We start from the raw sequence: 18,486 nt of genomic DNA on the forward strand, positions 1-18,486 counted from the left end.
TTCAGTTCTAAAATTTTAATTGAGAAGTTGCATAGTATTCATAAAAATTATTGATTTTATATTTTCTTCTCACCAACAACAATTTTAGAACCCTCAACATTTTTTACTATAATCTGTGTATCGTGATTAATATAATCACCTTCTGTTACTACATCTATTCGTTTACCGTCAATTAGAGCTGTTCCTGAGGGACGTAAATCTGTAAGTGCAATTCCTTCTTTCCCTATTAAGTCAATAAATTTCTCTTTGACAGCATAACCAGATTTTTCTTTAACTTTTTCCTGTAAGATTAGTTTATTAAACATATTCGTCTTTGGTAAAAATTTTATTAAAAATGTTATCACTATGGCAGTAGCTAAAAAAGTAACCGCTAATTGAATAATTGCATAGGAAATTAAATTCATATCGACAATTGGAAAATCTGAAATCAAGCCTAAAAATAATCCAGCAATCATTAAAGCAATTCCAATGATTCCAAAAAGTCCAAAACCTGGGATAACAAAAATTTCAATAAGCAATAAAATTAAACCAAGAATAAATATTATGATTTCAATTATAGAAGCTAATTGTAATATATAACCTGAACCAAAAAATAATGCTAAACATATCAAACCCAGTGTTCCTGGTAATCCCCAGCCTGGAGTTTTAATTTCAGTATAAAGACCAATTAAGCCAATCATAATTAAGAGAGATGAGACAATTGGATTGCTAAGGAATCTTACAAAATCTTCTGCCCAGTTTGAAGTAATGGAAAAAGTCTTTGCATTTTTGTAACCGAAAGCATCTTTGACTTCCTCAATTGAAGTTAAAATAGTATCTGCCATTTTAAATTTGAGAGCTTCTTCAGAAGTAAGAGTGATAAGTTTAGTGCTGTCATCTTGTAAATCTGGTACAACAATTTTTTCATCGACCATACCTTGAGCAATATCAGTTCTTCTTCCATTTTTTTCTGCAGTAGCACGCATTTCAGAACGCATGTAGGATTGATATTTTTCAGATTGTTTTTGTCCAGTTTGGTCAACAACAGTAGTTGCACCGATAGAAGCACCGGGAACCATAACAATTTTTTCACATGATAAAGCAATTAAAGCTCCAGCGGAGATTGCACGCTTATCAATAAATGCAATAGTTCTAATTTTACTGTTAAGAATTGCATCTTTAATTTGAGTAGCAGCATCTACTCTACCACCAAAAGTATTAATTCGGAATATAATTGCTAAAGCAGAATTTTTTTCAGCTTCGTTTATTACTCTTTTTACATAAGGAGCCAGTCCAAGGTCAATGTCCCCCTCGATATTGCCATAATAAATTTTTTGTGCTGTAATATTTTCGATAATTGAAAAGATTGTAATCAGTAAAAATAATTTTTTCAAATTATCCCTCTTAAATTATTTTATAAAATTTCACGCAGATTGTCGCAGATAATTAAATAAATTTAATTAAAAGTAAATATCATTTTTTAATATGCTTAATCCTTTTCATTATCCATTCCCAATCAGGATTATAATAATTAAAAAAGGAATGAAAATTATCTTTTATCCATTCATAATAATCATCTTCAATATACCGGCAAAATGCTTCATTAAGTTCACCTATTGAAATATTTTCTGGAATTTCAATACCTTTTAATTCTTCTAATAAAAATTCTTTTATAACTTCTCTATCAAGCATTTTTATTCCTCCTTTTACCATTGGGTCTTTCTATATGACCATTAATTTCATGCTTATCATAAGCATCAAAAACATCTTTACAAAATTTTATCATTTTTTCATCTTGATTTTTGATAGCTTGTTTATAAATTTTAATAAAAAATCGTTTGCCAGCTTCGGTTTGTGAATAATTTTTCTTCATTAAATTATGCTCCATACATAAAGTTTGACCATTTTCTAAAGTATTCGTCCCACCTTTATCTTTTGGAATAATATGGTCTGCACAAATTTCAACTCCATCTTTAATGCCTCTGCCGCAAACTACACATTTATATTTATCTCTTTTAAATATTTTTTCTTTTACAGCAGGGGAAAAATCACGTAATTGGTTTTCTTTTACAAAATTAGGGGCATATCTATATATTCCTTTTTTTACTTTAATAAGCTTACCTTCCTGATAATATTTACGAATCTGTCTCCATATATCACGAGGTTTTTTCCCATATAACTTTATATACTGTTCCTCTACCCAATCAACAACTGGTCCATGAGGTAAATCTTTATTGGGATGTTTTTCAAAATATTCTATCACTAAATCCGCAATACTTTTTTTACTCATCAGTTTATTTCTCCAGAATTGATTCAAGATTAAGTTGATAAATATTTGCTTCTTTCAGCAAGCGGCGTTTTGATAATTCACAATAATTTTTATCAATTTCAATTCCAATTCCTTTTCTGTTTGTCAAAGCACATGCAATTAATGTAGAACCGCTTCCCAGAAATGGATCAAGTATTGTATCTCCAACATATGTAAACAATTTTATACATCTTTTAGGGAGTTCAACTGGGAAAGGAGCTGGATGTCCAATTCGTTTTTTACTTTCACCCATAAAATTCCAAACACCATTTGTCCATTCTAAAAATTCTTTTTTAGTAATGTCAGATTTTTTACTTCCACTAATTTTCTTCCATTTCTTTTTATATAAGATTACAATCATTTCTACCGGTGCAATTACATAAGGTGCACTCGCTGATAACCATGAGCCCCATGCTGTTCTTCTCGAAATATTTTGTTCGTTCCAGATTATTGTAGAATGGTATTGAAAACCAATCTTCTTTGCAATTGTAACTATATCTGCATAAACGCTTTGCTGTCCTCCCTTATTTTTATCTAATGGAATATTTAAGCAAAATCTTCCATCATTTTTTAATACTTTATAAGCTTTTTCAAGCCATTTATTTGTAAATTCAAGATAAGTATTATAATCCATATCATCAGAATAAGAATTATATTTTATGTCAACATTATAAGGCGGGGATGTAACTATTAAATCAATTGACTCTTCTGAAATTACTTTAGTTGTTAAAAAATCATCGTTATAAATTTCTACATCATCAATTTTATAAAACAGTTTACTTTTCATGCAAATCCTTATAAGAATAGTCACAATAAAATTATTTAACTTATTTAATAAAGTAAATAAAAAGATTGGAAGATAATAAAAAAATCTTCTTTGCTTGCACCTCTGAATGTTTATCAAAAAAATTATGTAAATGTTTTAATAAAAATTGTGTTCCAATTTATTTTATCATTAAATATTCATTTATCAATAAACGCATAATTCATCATTTTATAAACCAGTTTTGCAGCTACAAAATTTGATGATGGATGATATTTTGTTGGAGCTAATTCTACTACATCAAAGCCAACAATATTTTTTTCTGTTCCAACTGATTTAAGTAAATTCATAGTTTCATCCCATAATAATCCACCAGGTTCTGGTGTGCCTGTTGCCGGAAGTAATGAAGGGTCCAGACCATCTACATCGAATGTAATGTAAACATTTTCTGTTAAATTATTTACAATCAATTCATGCCAATTCTCCCCATACATCCCCATTTTAATTTCTCGTGCATAAAATGTTTTTATTCCCTTTTTTTGTTTTAATTCAACTTCGTCGATGCATTGAGCACGAATCCCAACTTGAACTATGTTAGAATTAAATTCAGCAACCCTTGCCATAACACTTGCATGTGAATATTTCGAACCTTCATAACTATCGCGTAAATCTGAGTGTGCATCAATCTGCAAAATTGAGAGATTTGGAAATCTTTCATTAAATGCCATAATTGGTGCAACAGAAAGTGAGTGTTCTCCTCCAAGTGTTACTACAAATTTTCCTTCGTCAATGTGCTTTGCTACTTCTTTATGAATTTTTTGTAATGATTTTTCAATTGATAATTTCTGGAGGTTCATTGGCTTAAGTGTGCAAATTCCTTTTTCAAAACATAATTCTCTTTTTTGTTCTTCATCATAAAATTCAACATAATGAGAAGCTTTTAATATTTCTTCGGGTCCTTTGCTTGTTCCCTTTCCATAGCTAACTGTTTTTTCGAGAGGTGCAGAGAGAACTATAATTTGAGAATCTTTATAGTTAGAATATTTTTTTTCTATACCAAGAAAATTTTGTTTGATTCCAAGTTCTTTCATATTACTCCTTATTAATTTTTTTCGACTGTCTTAATCAAAAACATTTTTAAAATATTTTTACGATTAAGACAGTCTTACTTTAAATTAATCTTTGAGAATTGTAACAATAGCAGATCGGTCGAATTTCATTTTTACATTATTGCCGACATCAATTAAAACTGTCTTTTCATCAAGTTGAGCTACTGTTCCATATAGTCCGCTGCTTAAAATTACTTTGTCGCCTTTTTGAACTGAAGCTAAAAGTTTTTCTCTTTCTTTTGCTCTTTTTTGTTGTGGCCGAATAATCATAAAATAAAAGATAAGGAAAATTGCACCAAACATTATTAAGGTGCTAATTAGACTTCCCGCTCCACCTCCTTGTCCGTTTGGCGGAGGGGCCATTGCTAATAATAAATCCATTTTTTACTCCTCTTTTAATTGAACATTGATTGAAATTATTTTTGATATTTCATCTTTCCATTCTACAAATGTACCTTCTTTTATCTTTTCCCGAGCAGTTCTAACAAGATTTAGATAAAAAGTTAAATTATGAATAGTTGCTAACTCCAAAGCTAAGATTTCTTTTGCATTAAATAAATGTCGCAGGTAAGCTCTGGAAAAATTTTTACATGTATAACAATTGCACTCAGGGTCAAGAGGACTGAAATCATCTTTGTATGCTGCATTACGCATTGATACAATTCCCTGTGAAGTAAATAAATAAGCATTTCTTGCATTTCTTGTCGGCATAACACAATCAAACATATCAATTCCTTTTGCAATTGCTTCGAGGATATTTTCTGGTCTACCTACACCCATCAAGTATCTTGGTTTATTTTCAGGAAGAAAATCTGTAGTAAAATCAACAATATCATACATTACCTCAATTGGTTCTCCTACTGCTAAACCTCCAATGGCATAACCATCAAATTCAAGTTTAGTTAGATCTCTTGCAGAACTTTCACGCAAATCTTTATAAACACTTCCCTGAACAATTCCAAACAAATATTGTTCATATCCATAAAGAGAATATGTTAATTCAAATGCTTCTTTATTTAGAATTGCCCATTTAGAAGTAAGTTCTTTAGATTTTTTTGCATATTCATAATCACATGGATAAGGAGTGCATTCATCAAGAGGCATCATTATATCCGAGCCAATACTTCTTTGAATTTCTATAACTTTTTTTGGAGTAAAAAAATGAATTGAGCCATCAAGATGAGAACGAAATTCGACCCCATCATTTTTCAACTTTCTCAAATCAGAAAGACTGTAAATCTGAAAGCCACCGCTATCTGTAAGTATTGGCAAATCCCAATTCATAAATTTATGAAGTCCACCTGCAGCTTTTAGGATTTCTGTCCCGGGTCTCAGATATAAATGATATGTGTTCGAAAGAATAATTTCTGCTTTTACCTCTTCTTTCAAAATTCTTTGTGTTATTGCCTTAACTGTGCCTTGAGTTCCAACAGGCATAAATATGGGTGTTTCAACAATGCCGTGTGATGTATAGAATTCACCGACTCTTGCTTTTGAATATATATCTATATGCTTAATCTTAAAATTTAACAACCCTTTTCTGCAATTTTTGTTTTCAAAGATAATGATTTTTTAATTTAACTTAATGTAAGGTATGGACAGTATGATTTTATTATTCTCTCGTTTCGAGTTCTACAATTATTTTTAATAAATCAATTTTTGTTTTGCTCGATTTTAAAATCAAAATTGAAAAGTGGTCTATCTTAAATGATTCTCCCTTAAGCGGAATTCTTCCCAATTTAGTTGTGATAAATCCCGCAATTGTTTCGTAATCACCTTCTTCAATTCCAAAATTATGTTCTTCATTTAGATAATCAATTTCAACTTTGCCGCTAAGAATATATGTATTGTTATTTATCTTTTTTACAATTTTTTCTTCTACATCGTATTCATCTCTTATTTCACCAAATAATTCTTCGATTAAATCTTCCATAGTTACAATACCTGCAGTGCCGCCAAATTCATCAACTACTACAGCAATAGAAAATTGTTTATCTAAAAATTCATTCAGCATTTCAAGACTTTTTTTAGTCTCCGGCACAAATACAACTTCTCTAACTACAGATTCAAGATTTTCAGGCATTTTGAAGAAGTCTTTAATTAAAACCATTCCTTTTATATTATCAAGATTATCTTCGTATACAATTAATTTTGAATAACCAGATTCAATAAATTTATCAAGAACTTCATCAACACTACTTTTTATGTCAACGCCTACAATATCAGTCCTTGGCGTCATGGCCTCATAAACTTTTTGTTCTCTTATTTCAATTATTTTATAAATGATATCCGATTGTTCTTCATCAATTTTTTTTGCCTGAGTACTTTCTTCAATTAAATCTTGAATATCTTCTCTGTCAACAACATTTAGAATTCCTTCCTCTTCAATTCTATTCATGCGATTAATTACAGAAGATATATTGCTTGTAATTTTTGAAAAAGGATATATAAGCAAAGAAAGAATTCTTAATGGTGTTGCAGAAATCAAAATCAATAAGTCTGCTAATTCTGTACCAATATATTTAGGGATTAATTCCCCAAATATTAAAAGTAAGGCAGTTGAGATAATAAGTATTTCAAACTCTTCCAGACCAAAGTAAGTAAGGAGATAAAAAGAAATAATTGAAGCAAAGGCAATATTAGTCAAATTATTTGAAATTAAGATAGTAGAGAAAAAAGAATCAGGTTTTTTGAGAAAATAATATGCATTCTTAGCATAAATGTTTCCTTTCCTTGCACGAAGTTCAATTTTAATTTTGTTTGCAACAATATAAGCTATTTCTGAAGAAGAAAAGAAAGCACTTAGAAAAAGTAAAATTATTAGTATTATTATATCATTAATCATATTTCAAATAGATAATTGATAATGTAAAAATAATGTAGAGTAATAAATTAAAAATCATTGGTTTATCTTTAAGCAGTAAATCAATTACATTTTCTCCTTTATTTTCTTTAAAAGCTAAATACATATACCTAAAAATTCCAAAAAGGACAAAGATTGTTGTGTAAATTAATTTTTCTGTTCCAAATTCTAAAACAGCTCTTGCAGAAACTGTATACAACGCATAAGATATCACAACTCCTGATGCAGTAATTGAAACCATCTGGTCAATAAAACTAAGTGAATATTTGTCGAGCACTTCTCTTTGTTCATTTATTTTTTGATAACTCACAAATTCAACTCTTCTTTTCATAATTGCTAAAAAGAGTGATAGAAATAAAGTTGTTAATATCAGCCAATTAGAGATATAAACAGATATTATCAAGCCTCCACCAATAACTCTAAGCATAAAACCTGCGGAAATAGAAAATACATCAATAATCACTAAGTTTTTCCATCGAATAGAATAAAATATATTAATCAATACATAAATTAAAATTACCACAACAAATTTATTCCATATGAAGAAACAAAGCAGCAATGTTATTAGAGAAAAAATAATTAAAATTAACTTTGCTTCAGAAACAGTAATTAAGTCAGCAGCTAATGGCCGGTTTTTCTTAATAGGATGTATTCTATCTCTTGCAATGTCCATCAAATCATTAAAAATATAAACTATACTTGATGCAAATGAAAATGTTATAAAAGCAACTATAACTTTTGATAAATAATCATAATCAAATAAATGTTTAGAGAACACGAGAGGGACAAAAACAAAAATATTTTTAAGCCAGCTTGGTATGCGTATTAGTTGGAGATATAAATTAATTTTCTTTAAAGAAAATTTCATATTTATATTCTGCCAAAACGTTTGTCAAATTCTTCAATTGGAATTTTAATAATAATTGGTCTGCCATGAGGACAAACATAAGGCATAGAGGTAGCAAACAGTTTATCAACAAGAATTCTCATTTCTCTTTCATTTAGTTTATCACCTGCTTTAATAGCAGCTTTACATGAAAATGATTTTGCTAAATTGTCTTTTACATCTAATCTTTTTTCCTGTTGATTTTTTCTATACTCATGAAGAATATCAAGAAGTGTATCAACTTCATGCTCTGCTTTTAAATCAGGTGGTATTCCTACTATTTCAATTACATTTTTTGATTTGAATTTTATAACGAATCCAAGATTTGTCAAATAATGTTCTAAATCTTTTGCAAGTTGATAATCAGCTGGGTCTAATTGAACAGATTGAGGAAAAAGCAATTGTTGTGAAAAAGGAATATTAGCTTCAAATGACTGCAATGCTTGTTCATATAAAATTCTTTCGTGAGCAACATGAGCATCAATAATCATCAATCCACTTTTAATTTGAGAAAGAATATATTTGTTATGAAGCATCACAATAAAAGGAGTATCTGCTTCAGAACTATTTAATGAATCATATTGATGAGCTATTTCAATTTGTTTCGAATCAAAAGGATGTTCAACTTCTACAGGAGATGCAGCAGATTTAATTTCAGTATTTAAATCTCCGAACAAACGTTCAATGTCTTCTTCATTAAGAATTGGAGTTCTTTTTATTCCATCAGTTTTATCAAATTGTCTGCTAAATGGTCTATCGCTAAAATCTTCTTTTTCAATTGATTTAAAATTCTGAAATCGAAGTGATGTATCAACTGAACTGCCCCCGAGTTCAATATTGGGAACAAGGTCATAACTTCGCAGGGTTTTTTTAACAACCGCGTGAACAAAAGAATAAATTTCTTTTTCGTCATCAAATTTAACTTCCAGTTTTGATGGATGAACATTAACATCAACTTTATGAGGGTCGATAGTCATAAATAAAACAAAGAATGGATAATCTCCTTTTTCAAGTATGTTTTCATAAGCTGTGTAAACCGCATGATTAATTATCTTATTAGTGACATATCTTTTATTTAAATAAAAATATTGTTCGCCTTTGCTTTTTTGCAAATAAGCAGGTTTTGTAACAAAGCCAGTTAAGCTGATATAATCTGTAATTTCTTTCACTTCAAGGACAGCATCAATTATATTTTCTGCAAAAACATTTTTCATTCTATCATAAATTGAACCTGAAGAGAAATCAAAAATCAGGTCATCTTCATTATAAAATTTGAAGCTAATTTCGGGATGACTTAATGCTGCTCTTTTGAATGCATCTATAATATGTTTTAATTCAGTTGCATTACTTTTTAGAAAATTTCTTCTTGCCGGAACATTATAAAATAAATTTTTAACTGAGACAGAAGTACCAACCGAGAACGAATCTTTTTCTATAACTAAGTGTCCATCACTTTCAATTTTTATGATTGTTCCTAATTCATCTTCTTTTCTTTTTGTTTTTAATTCGAATTGGCTTACTGCTGCAATAGAAGCCAGCGCTTCTCCACGAAATCCAAAAGTTGTAATTGATTCTAAATCTTCTATGGAAGCAATTTTACTTGTAGCATGTCTTTGCACACAAAGAATAGCATCTTCTTCTGACATCCCGATTCCATCATCAACAACCTGAATTAATGATTTACCAGCATTCTTAACAATAACATCAATATTTTTAGCTTCTGCATCAATTGCATTTTCTAAAAGTTCTTTAACTACAGATTCTGGTCGATTAACAACTTCACCAGCTGCAATTTTATTTGCAACATTTTCTGGTAATATTTTGATTTTATTTGTCACTATTTTGTTACACCTTTATCAATTTATTATTCTAATATAATGATGAATTGTAAAATCAGTAAACTCTTCTACTGAATTTAATTCCCACATATTAAGTTCAATTTCCGGGAAAAATACATCGCCATCAACAATAAATTTCATCTTAGATAAAATAATTTCATCTGCAAATGAAATTGACTGCTTAAATATACTTTCCCCGCCAATAATAAAAACTATGTCATACTTCCCATCACAATAATTAAATGCTTTTGAAAGTGAGTCAAATGCCAAAATATGAGGATATTCTTGAACATTATGTGTAATTACAATATTAATTCTATCTTCTAATGGCTTACCAATAGACTGCCATGTTTTTCTTCCCATTATTACAGGATAGCCTGAAGTTGTTTTACGAAAATGAGCTAATTCTTCTTTGTTATACCAAGGTATATTTCCATTCTTACCAATAACAAAATTTTCAGAAACTGCAGCAATAATTATCTTTTTCATTTCTTTGATACTTTTTATTTGACCTGCTTAATAACAGAATAATAATTTTTATTTGCACTATTAATTTATAAATAAAGATTAACATTTATTCTAAAGATTCATCATTTTCTTCAGATATTGAATAATTTCCGTTTCACAATAATTGTAAATTAACTTTTAGAATTATGCAAAAGAAAATTTTTGACAATGAATGAAGGACAAATAATTATTTTAATGGTAAGTTTTTTTTATGATTAAAAAACTTAAATAGTTTTTAATTCACTTCAAGTAAAAGTTTTGCATATTAAAAATTTTTTACCAGGGTTTCTCCAAACCCAATCGAGTAATTTTCTCTTCGAATTCAATTCTTTCTCTATTCCGCACAAATCGATTTTCGATTTTATTCAACCAACCCAATTCTTCTGCTATTTTGATTGCTTCATCAGTATTATTTCTTATTAATGCGTTTATAATTTTTATCTCAATAGATGAAAAAGTAATAGAATTTATCTGGTAATCAAGGAAAGCTTCCCATGTTAATGGACACCACTTTGCAACTATTTCATTTCCAATTACATTTGCATAAGAGCGAATTTCATACTGTGCATGACTATCCATTCTTAAAGAAAGAAAATGTAATAGATTATGCAAATCAATTTTCCAGTATGCTTCTGTATAAGTTGAAAGAGGTAAATCTTTGCGTGCCTGTTCACGTGCAACACCAAACTCCAATCGCTCTCGATAAATTTCTCTTGCAAAATTTTGAAGTTCCTCTTCTCTTTCAGAAAGTTTTTTACCGATAGATTCATCTAAAAATCCATTGCTGCCCTGTTTATTATCTTTTGCTTGAAGCCGCCACTGGTTTGGTGCAGTTTTTTGAGATGCATCAATTGCAATAGAATATCTTGTAGAGTATTCATTCACATTTGCAGTTCTATGACGAATCCATTGGCGCCATGTATCCATTGGCACACGAATATGAAATTTGATTTCACACATTTCAAATGGTGTTGTATGTCTGTTACGCATCAGGTAACGTATTAATCCCCTGTCTTCACTAACTTTTTTTGTTCCTTTCCCATACGAAACACGAGCCGCTTGAACAATTGATTCGTCAGAACCCATATAATCAATTACGCGTACAAATCCATCATCCAATACTGGAAATTTTTTACCTAAAATTTCATCAAGTGCAGGCACTCTTACTTTTTCTATTTTTTCAAATTCATTTTGCATTGTTTCCCTTTTAAGAGTTTGTCTCAATTAGTTTGATAAGAAATTTACTTATTTGTTTGCTTGCAAGTTCAATTCCTTTATCAATATTTGCTATAGATTCTTCAGTTGAATCAAAGTATTCTGCAAGTTCTATAACATGAATATTTTCATCATCTGGTAAAATACCTTCAGCTTCTCCGCATACAATGTAAACAGGAATATTTTTCTTTGCAAATTTATTTGCAATAATCATTGAACCTTTGTTCATCATGCTTTGGAAATCAAATTTTCCTTCGCCTGTAATTACAAGATTATAATCAGAATTTTCAGAATTAATTCCAAGAAAATTTTCTATAAAATACGAAGCAAATTTTTCTTCAGAATTAAAAAATATTTTAAATGCAGCAGCTAATCCTCCACCTGCACCACTAAGTTTCGAAATAAATCCTTCATCCAATTCAAGTTCCTTTAAAATATTCTCAAAACCTTTTTCAAGATGAATAACATCATTTTCACTTGCGCCTTTTTGACGCGCAAAAGCTTTGCATGCTCCTTTTTCACCAAGTAAAGGATTTTCAACATCAATAACAGTTTCTAATTTGAATGGAAGAGTTACTTCTGGAACTACAATTTTTTCTACCAGTTCAAAATTTTGGGGAAGAACATCAAGTTTATTATCAACTTTGTCATACAATTCCAATCCAAATACTTCCATCATTCCAAGTCCCAGGTCATTAGTTCCAGTTCCACCAATTCCAACTATAACATTTTCAACATTTAGCAATCCATTTTCTATTCCATCAAGAATCTGGATAAGAAGTTCTCCCATACCTTTTGAAGAAAGTTCCATTGGATTACGTTTATTCTCAGGAATATTTTTTAATCCCAAAACTTCTGCTGATTCAATGAATAGAATTTTTTTTGATTCCCAGTAACCTACGGGGCATAAAAATTTTTCATCACTAAAAGGATAAGAAATTTCGAAATGAAGTTTTTCTAAACCGAAATGATATTTACAAACTTCCAGAAATCCATCTCCGCCATCAGAGATTGGTTTATAATCAAATTTGATTTTTGATTTTATATTTTTTTGAAGATGTTTATCAAATGCAGTTTCAAACAATGTTACCAGTTCGACTGAATCAGCACATTCTTTAAAACTATTTGGAGCAACAAGAACTTTTATTTGATTATTCATTTTTCTTATTGATTATTTTATTAAATGCATCTATTAAATTTTTTTTTGTTTGTAGTAAATCCTGCGATATTACTTTAACTTCTCCAAGAACAGGGATAAAATTTGTATCTCCATTCCATCTTGGTACAATATGAAAATGAATATGCTCATCAATGCCGGCCCCAGCTGCTTTACCGAGATTAGCACCAAAGTTATAACCATGCGGTTGCATTGTGTAATCCAATGCTTTGAGAGATAATTTGACAATTTGCATAACTTCGTTCATTTCATCTGAGGTCAATTGATTAAAAGAAGAAATATGGCGATGTGGAATTACCATTAAATGACCGCTATTGTATGGATATAAATTCAACATCACATAACATAATTTCCCTTCATAAACTTTCAGACATTTATCATCATCAATATTTTCATTTACTGCATTACAAAAGATGCATTCATCATTATCTTTTTTCCGGATGAATGATTCTATGTATTGAGAACGCCAGGGTGACCAGAGTCTTTTCATTTTTCTCCTACAAATAAAAAAGGCGGAAATAATTCCGCCTCAAAATTAAATAGAAATAAATTATTCTGCTTCTTCTTCTTTTTGTTTTTGATATTCTTCAATAATTTTTGCTTCAATTTCTTTTGGAACTTCTTCGTAATGAGAAAAGCTCATCGTAAACATTCCTCTACCAGAAGTTAAGCTTCTTAATTGTGTAGAATATTTATGTAACTCTGCAAGAGGAATTTTTGCTTTAATAATCTGAAACGGGCTTTCCGAATCCATACCTTGAATTTTACCGCGTCTGCTTGAAATATCACCCATAACATCGCCCATAAATTCTTCTGGTATTTTAACTGTTACATCATAAATTGGTTCAAGAATAACAGGTTTTGCTTCTAGGAAACCTTTTTTGAATGCCTGTGAAGCTGCAATTTTGAATGAAACTTCATCTGAATCAACAGGATGATAAGTTCCATCAAATAGGGTAACTTTAACATCAACTACTTTACTTCCAGTTAGAATTCCTTTGGCCATAATTTCTCTTAATCCTTTTTCAACTGCAGGTACAAATCTTCCCGGAACAACACCTCCAACAATTGCATCAACAAATTCAAATCCAGCTCCTCTTGGAAGTGGTTCTAATTTTAAATGAACATGGCCATATTGACCGCGTCCACCAGACTGTTTTTTATGCTTATATTCTGCATCCTCACATACACCTTTAATTGTTTCTCGATAAGGAATTCTCGGTTCAACCAAATCTACTTCAACTCCGTAACGGTCTTTTAATAATTTAATTGCAAGATTTAATTGAAGTTCGCCCTGTCCAGAAATTACTGTTTGAGATATTTCAGGGTCATACTTAGCTGTAAGAGTAGGTTCTTCTTCGTGAGCTGTATGAAGTGCTGCAGAAATTTTATCTTCGTCACCCTTTGCTTTTGGTTTAACAGCAAAACGAATAACTGGTTCTGGATAAACAATTTCAGGAAGAACAACAGTAAAGTTTTTAGAACAAAGTGTATCACCGGTGTGACTATCTTTTAATTTCACAACCGCACCAATATCTCCTGCTGAAAGTTTACTCACCTCTGTTCTATTTCTGCCATTAAGAATAAATAGCTGCCCTAATCTTTCAACTTTATCTTTGTGTGTATTAATCAAATCAATTCCAGGTGTAAGAGTGCCAGAATAAACCTTGAATATAGAAAGTTCGCCAACATGTTGTTCAGAAAGTGATTTGAAAATAAATAAAACTGGTTCACCATTGGGGTCACAATTTATTTTTACTTTTGTGCCGCCATCTTTCATTAAAGCTTCTATTGGTTCTCTTTCATTTGGAGCTGGGAAATAATTAACTATAAAATCCAGTATTGTATTTGCTCCAACACCTTTTGTTGCTGCAAATGGAAATACAGGAATAAATCCACGATTAATTATTGCGGCTTTAAGTCCCTTTCTTAAATCATCTTCACTGAGTGTTCCTTCCTCAAAAAATTTATTCATCAGTTCTTCATCGGATTCAGCAACTTTCTCAATTAATTCTTCTCTAAGTTTTTCAGCTTTCTCCTTCAAATCTGCAGGAACATCTGATTCACTAATTTTTTTAGAACCTGCAGCATCATAAGTAATCATTTTCATTTTAGTTAAGTCAATAATGGAATTAAAATTAATTCCTTCTTTTACTGGAAATGCAACTACAGTAACATCAGGACTCAATCTATTCTTTGCCATCTGAACAGTATCAAAAAACTTAGAATGTTCATTATCAACTTTATTAATAATAATAGCTGCAGGAAGATTATATTTTTTGACATAATCCCAAGTTAATTCTGTGCCTACTTCAATTCCTTCAGCACTTTTAATAACGGAAACTGCTACATCAGCTACATACAAACTGGCTATAACCTGTCCAATAAAATCAGGGAATCCTGGAGTATCAATTAAATTGATTTTTGTATTATTCCATTCCATATTAAGTGCGGAAGCTGCTATTGAAATTTGTCTTTCAATTTCATTCTGGTTAAAGTCGGAAGTTGTGTTTCCTTCTTCAATTTTGCCGATTCTATTTATTTGTCCTGTTGTAAACAACAACAGTTCCGAAATAGAAGTTTTACCGCTTCCGCCGTGACCTATTAATGCTAAGTTTCTAATAGCTTCTGGATTGAACTCTTTCAAGACTATTTCTCCTTACTTTAGAACTATAATTTATTTTTTCTTAAATGTTTGCCAAAATACAGATATGCCTTTTACAAAAGCACGTAGATTTTTGATTAAATCCTTTGCAGGATTATCATCACTTTGAAATGTTTTCAGCGAAGTGAAGTTCGTAATTTTTTCTTTAACTCTTTTTATTGAACTATCAACTTCGTCCCAATAATCTTCGATACCATTTACGATTTTCGAAGCACGATTTGAAACATCATTTAAATTATCCAATATAGGTAAAGCTTTTTCAACAAGATTATGAATATCTTTTCTTATAGCTTCTGCTTCCCGTAATAAAGTTTTAAGAGTAAAAATTAAATAAAAACAAAGACCTGAAGCAGCAAGAATTAGAATTGCTAAAAGAATATCAACAAAAGTAGTCATCTATCAGGCTTCTTTTTCAGTTTTATATGCTTCTACACCAGCTTTGATTGCAGATTTAAGTCTATCCCCTTCTTTTTCAACTTTTTCTTTTGTCGATTGCACTGCACTTCCAGCTTTATCTTTTGCCTCACTTAATATTTTTTCTGCTTCGCTTAAAAGAACATCTACTTTTTCTTTAGCTTCTGCAACCAATCGCTCAGATTTTTTTTTACCTTCATTAATTAATTGATTAGCTTTTTCCTTTGCAGTTGATAAATAACTCTCTGCATCTTCCATAAAATCCTGAGATTTTTTCTTAATATCTTCTCTCAGTTCTTTCCCGGATTTTGGTGCAAAAAGTAATGCAATGATAGAACCAACTGCAGCTCCTGTTAAAAATCCAATTAATAATCCTTTTACCATTCCATTATCTTCATTTGCCATTGTAACCTCCGTTTTCTAAGTTTTAAGTGTTGCCAAAATAATAAGCATAGTCTCTAAAATCAAGCTTTGAAAAATGGAACTATTGCATTTCTTTATTTCTAATTATGATTTCAGATCAATATTCATACGATTAATTTTTCTTTTATTAAATTAGCAAAAACATTTTGAACAATTAAATAACAAATAATTATGCGTTACCTGATATCTGGTGGAGCTGGTTTTCTTGGAATTAATTTAATAAGGTTTTTATTGAACAATAATGAAAATGATATTACATCAATTGACATTTCTGAATTCAATTATGATGATGTAAAATCAAAAATAAAAATAATTAAAGGAGATATTAGAAATTCAAGCTTAATAAATGATGTTATGAAAGATGTGGATATTGTAATCCATACAGCGGCTGCATTGCCACTCTATAGTAGGGAAGAAATTTTTTCAATTGATGTTGAAGGAACAAAAAATTTACTGAATTATGCTGAAAAGTATAAAGTCAAAAAATTTATTCATATATCATCAACAGCAGTTTACGGAATACCCGACCATCATCCAATTTATGAAGAAGATAGACTCTGTGGAGTTGGAGATTATGGGAAAGCCAAAATTGAAGCTGAAAATATTTGTTTAGAGTTTCGAAAACAGGGAATGTGTATCCCAATATTAAGGCCAAAAACTTTTATTGGTCCCGAACGGCTTGGAGTCTTTGCTCTTTTATTCGAATGGGCAAGTGAAGGGAAAAATTTCCCTATCATTGGCAAAGGGGAAAATAAATATCAATTACTCGATGTAGAAGATTTATGCTATGCTATTTATAAATGCTCCCTGCTTCCTGAAAAAATTGTAAATGACACTTTTAATATTGGTGCTAAAAATTTCCAATCAATAAAAGAAGATTTTCAGGCAGTTCTCGACTATGCTAATTTTGGCAAAAAGATTATAACACTTCCAGTTACGCCTGCAGTTTTTTTACTCAGAATATTTGAAAAATTAAATATTTCACCACTATACAAATGGATTTATGAAACGATAAATTGCGATTCATATGTATCCATAGAAAAAGCAGAAAAAATTTTAGGATTTAACCCAAAATATTCCAATCAAGATGCTCTTATTAGAAATTATCAATGGTATTTGAACAATATAGAAATCATTAAAAATAAAAAAGGAATAAATCACACAAGTGCATGGGAACAAGGAATATTAAAACTTGCAAAATATTTTTTTTAGAAGATTATTGTGTGCTCGTATTATTGTTGCAGGAATAATTATATTTGCACTCAAAGATTAAATAATAAAGGGAAAAAATATGGCAGCAAAGAAAGATTATCTTCAAAAAATAATTAAGCATATAGACATTAAAGAACATAATGTTGTTAAATTGGTTGATGCAATGGAGCATATGGCTTTCAGTGCAAGAGATTTAAATCGTGCAGCAAGAATATATGACATGATGTTACGGGATAATGACTGCACAGTAATTCTCACACTTGCCGGAAGTCTTTTTAGCGCTGGACTTAAAAAAGTTGTTTACGATTTAGTATCAAATAATATGATTGATGTTATTGTTTCTACTGGTGCAATTATGGTAGACCAGGATTTCTTCGAGGCACTTGGTTTTAAGCATTATATTGGAAGTCCTTTTGTAGATGATAATGAACTCCGAGAGTTACACATCGATAGAATTTATGATACTTTTATAGATGAAGATGAATTAAGAATTTGCGATGAAACTACAGCTAAAATTTTCGACAGTCTTGAACCTAAACCTTATTCATCAAGAGAATTATTGTGGCATTTTGGAAAATATCTTGATGAAAATGGTGGTCCCAAAGTTGAGGATTCTGTAATTTATGCTGCTTACAAAAATAATGTACCAATATTTGTTCCTGCTTTTTCAGATTGTTCTGCTGGATTTGGAATTGTAATGCATCAGCATAATAACCCAGAAAAGCATGTTTCTTTTGATTCAGGTAAAGATTTTTATGAATTAACACAAATAAAATTAAACAGCAAAGAAACAGGAATATTTATGATTGGCGGTGGTGTCCCAAAAAACTTCACTCAGGATATAGTTGTAGCTGCAGACATCTTAAAAGAAAATGCACCAATGCATAAATATGCCATTCAGATTACTGTAGCTGATGTTAGAGATGGCGCACTTTCGAGTTCAACATTAAAAGAAGCAAGTTCTTGGGGTAAAGTTGAAACTACTTATGAACAAATGGTTTACTCAGAAGCTACATTGGCAATGCCACTCATTGCTGGATATGCATATCATAAAGGTGCATGGAAGAACAGAGCAAAAAGAGAACTTCAAAAATTATTTTTACAAAAAGAAGTAATTGTAAAATAAC

The 18,486-nt window shown here is 30.3% G+C and carries 19 protein-coding genes; 2 read left to right on the forward strand and 17 right to left on the reverse strand.

Annotated features, from left to right (window positions below):
• Window positions 1-56: 56 nt before the first annotated feature.
• From VJY32_RS01960 to VJY32_RS02040, 17 genes are all read right to left on the reverse strand, one after another.
• Entirely contained in the window at window positions 57-1,373 is a 1,317-nt protein-coding gene (locus VJY32_RS01960) for an NfeD family protein (RefSeq protein ID WP_353676194.1), read from the reverse strand.
• Window positions 1,374-1,452: 79 nt separating this feature from the next.
• Window positions 1,453-1,671, reverse strand: a complete 219-nt coding sequence (locus VJY32_RS01965; protein WP_353676195.1) for a hypothetical protein — start codon at window positions 1,669-1,671, stop codon at window positions 1,453-1,455.
• A complete protein-coding gene (locus tag VJY32_RS01970; RefSeq protein ID WP_353676196.1) occupies window positions 1,664-2,269 on the reverse strand; it encodes an HNH endonuclease in 606 nt (201 codons plus the stop codon). The genes VJY32_RS01965 and VJY32_RS01970 overlap by 8 nt, the downstream gene beginning before the upstream one ends.
• 4 nt (window positions 2,270-2,273) lie before the next feature.
• A complete protein-coding gene (locus VJY32_RS01975) occupies window positions 2,274-3,074 on the reverse strand; it encodes a DNA-methyltransferase (protein WP_353676197.1) in 801 nt (266 codons plus the stop codon).
• 176 nt (window positions 3,075-3,250) lie between these two features.
• Window positions 3,251-4,141: an agmatinase gene (gene speB / locus VJY32_RS01980; RefSeq protein WP_353676198.1), complete on the reverse strand. Its 891-nt coding sequence runs from the start codon at window positions 4,139-4,141 to the stop codon at window positions 3,251-3,253.
• Window positions 4,142-4,225: 84 nt separating this feature from the next.
• On the reverse strand, window positions 4,226-4,540 hold the full coding sequence (gene yajC, locus VJY32_RS01985) for a preprotein translocase subunit YajC (RefSeq protein ID WP_353676199.1): 315 nt from the start codon (window positions 4,538-4,540) through the stop codon (window positions 4,226-4,228).
• A gap of 3 nt (window positions 4,541-4,543) precedes the next feature.
• Window positions 4,544-5,692: a tRNA guanosine(34) transglycosylase Tgt gene (gene tgt / locus VJY32_RS01990; RefSeq protein ID WP_353676200.1), complete on the reverse strand. Its 1,149-nt coding sequence runs from the start codon at window positions 5,690-5,692 to the stop codon at window positions 4,544-4,546.
• Between the two features lie 79 nt (window positions 5,693-5,771).
• Window positions 5,772-7,004 carry a hemolysin family protein gene (locus VJY32_RS01995; RefSeq protein WP_353676201.1) on the reverse strand — a complete coding sequence of 411 codons (1,233 nt, stop codon included), beginning with the start codon at window positions 7,002-7,004 and terminating at the stop codon, window positions 5,772-5,774.
• On the reverse strand, window positions 6,997-7,890 hold the full coding sequence (locus VJY32_RS02000; RefSeq protein WP_353676202.1) for a decaprenyl-phosphate phosphoribosyltransferase: 894 nt from the start codon (window positions 7,888-7,890) through the stop codon (window positions 6,997-6,999). The genes VJY32_RS01995 and VJY32_RS02000 overlap by 8 nt, the downstream gene beginning before the upstream one ends.
• 2 nt (window positions 7,891-7,892) lie before the next feature.
• Window positions 7,893-9,746, reverse strand: coding sequence for a DNA mismatch repair endonuclease MutL (gene mutL / locus VJY32_RS02005; protein WP_353676203.1), 1,854 nt, complete (start codon window positions 9,744-9,746; stop codon window positions 7,893-7,895).
• A gap of 18 nt (window positions 9,747-9,764) precedes the next feature.
• Window positions 9,765-10,235, reverse strand: coding sequence for a dihydrofolate reductase (locus VJY32_RS02010; protein ID WP_353676204.1), 471 nt, complete (start codon window positions 10,233-10,235; stop codon window positions 9,765-9,767).
• A gap of 294 nt (window positions 10,236-10,529) precedes the next feature.
• Window positions 10,530-11,450 carry an FAD-dependent thymidylate synthase gene (gene thyX / locus VJY32_RS02015; protein WP_353676205.1) on the reverse strand — a complete coding sequence of 307 codons (921 nt, stop codon included), beginning with the start codon at window positions 11,448-11,450 and terminating at the stop codon, window positions 10,530-10,532.
• 10 nt (window positions 11,451-11,460) lie between these two features.
• Window positions 11,461-12,627 carry a glycerate kinase gene (locus tag VJY32_RS02020; protein WP_353676206.1) on the reverse strand — a complete coding sequence of 389 codons (1,167 nt, stop codon included), beginning with the start codon at window positions 12,625-12,627 and terminating at the stop codon, window positions 11,461-11,463.
• Window positions 12,620-13,135, reverse strand: a complete 516-nt coding sequence (locus VJY32_RS02025) for an HIT family protein (protein WP_353676207.1) — start codon at window positions 13,133-13,135, stop codon at window positions 12,620-12,622. Before VJY32_RS02025 ends, VJY32_RS02020 begins: the two co-directional genes overlap by 8 nt.
• 60 nt (window positions 13,136-13,195) lie before the next feature.
• The gene (gene fusA / locus VJY32_RS02030) at window positions 13,196-15,292 is read right to left on the reverse strand and encodes an elongation factor G (RefSeq protein WP_353676208.1); all 2,097 of its coding nucleotides are present in this window, start codon (window positions 15,290-15,292) and stop codon (window positions 13,196-13,198) included.
• 30 nt (window positions 15,293-15,322) lie between these two features.
• Window positions 15,323-15,706, reverse strand: coding sequence for a DUF948 domain-containing protein (locus VJY32_RS02035; protein ID WP_353676209.1), 384 nt, complete (start codon window positions 15,704-15,706; stop codon window positions 15,323-15,325).
• Window positions 15,707-15,709: 3 nt separating this feature from the next.
• Window positions 15,710-16,129, reverse strand: a complete 420-nt coding sequence (locus VJY32_RS02040; protein ID WP_353676210.1) for a YtxH domain-containing protein — start codon at window positions 16,127-16,129, stop codon at window positions 15,710-15,712.
• Window positions 16,130-16,318: 189 nt separating this feature from the next.
• Between VJY32_RS02040 and VJY32_RS02045 the strand changes: the two genes are divergently transcribed.
• Both VJY32_RS02045 and VJY32_RS02050 read left to right on the forward strand, forming a co-directional pair.
• A complete protein-coding gene (locus VJY32_RS02045) occupies window positions 16,319-17,359 on the forward strand; it encodes an NAD-dependent epimerase/dehydratase family protein (protein ID WP_353676211.1) in 1,041 nt (346 codons plus the stop codon).
• 79 nt (window positions 17,360-17,438) lie between these two features.
• Window positions 17,439-18,485, forward strand: coding sequence for a 1,9-bis(guanidino)-5-aza-nonane synthase (locus tag VJY32_RS02050; protein WP_434968520.1), 1,047 nt, complete (start codon window positions 17,439-17,441; stop codon window positions 18,483-18,485).
• Window position 18,486: the final 1 nt, after the last annotated feature.

It is taken from the genome of Rosettibacter primus (assembly GCF_036860675.1).
In the GTDB taxonomy this organism is placed as follows: Bacteria; Bacteroidota; Ignavibacteria; order Ignavibacteriales; family Melioribacteraceae; genus Rosettibacter; species Rosettibacter primus.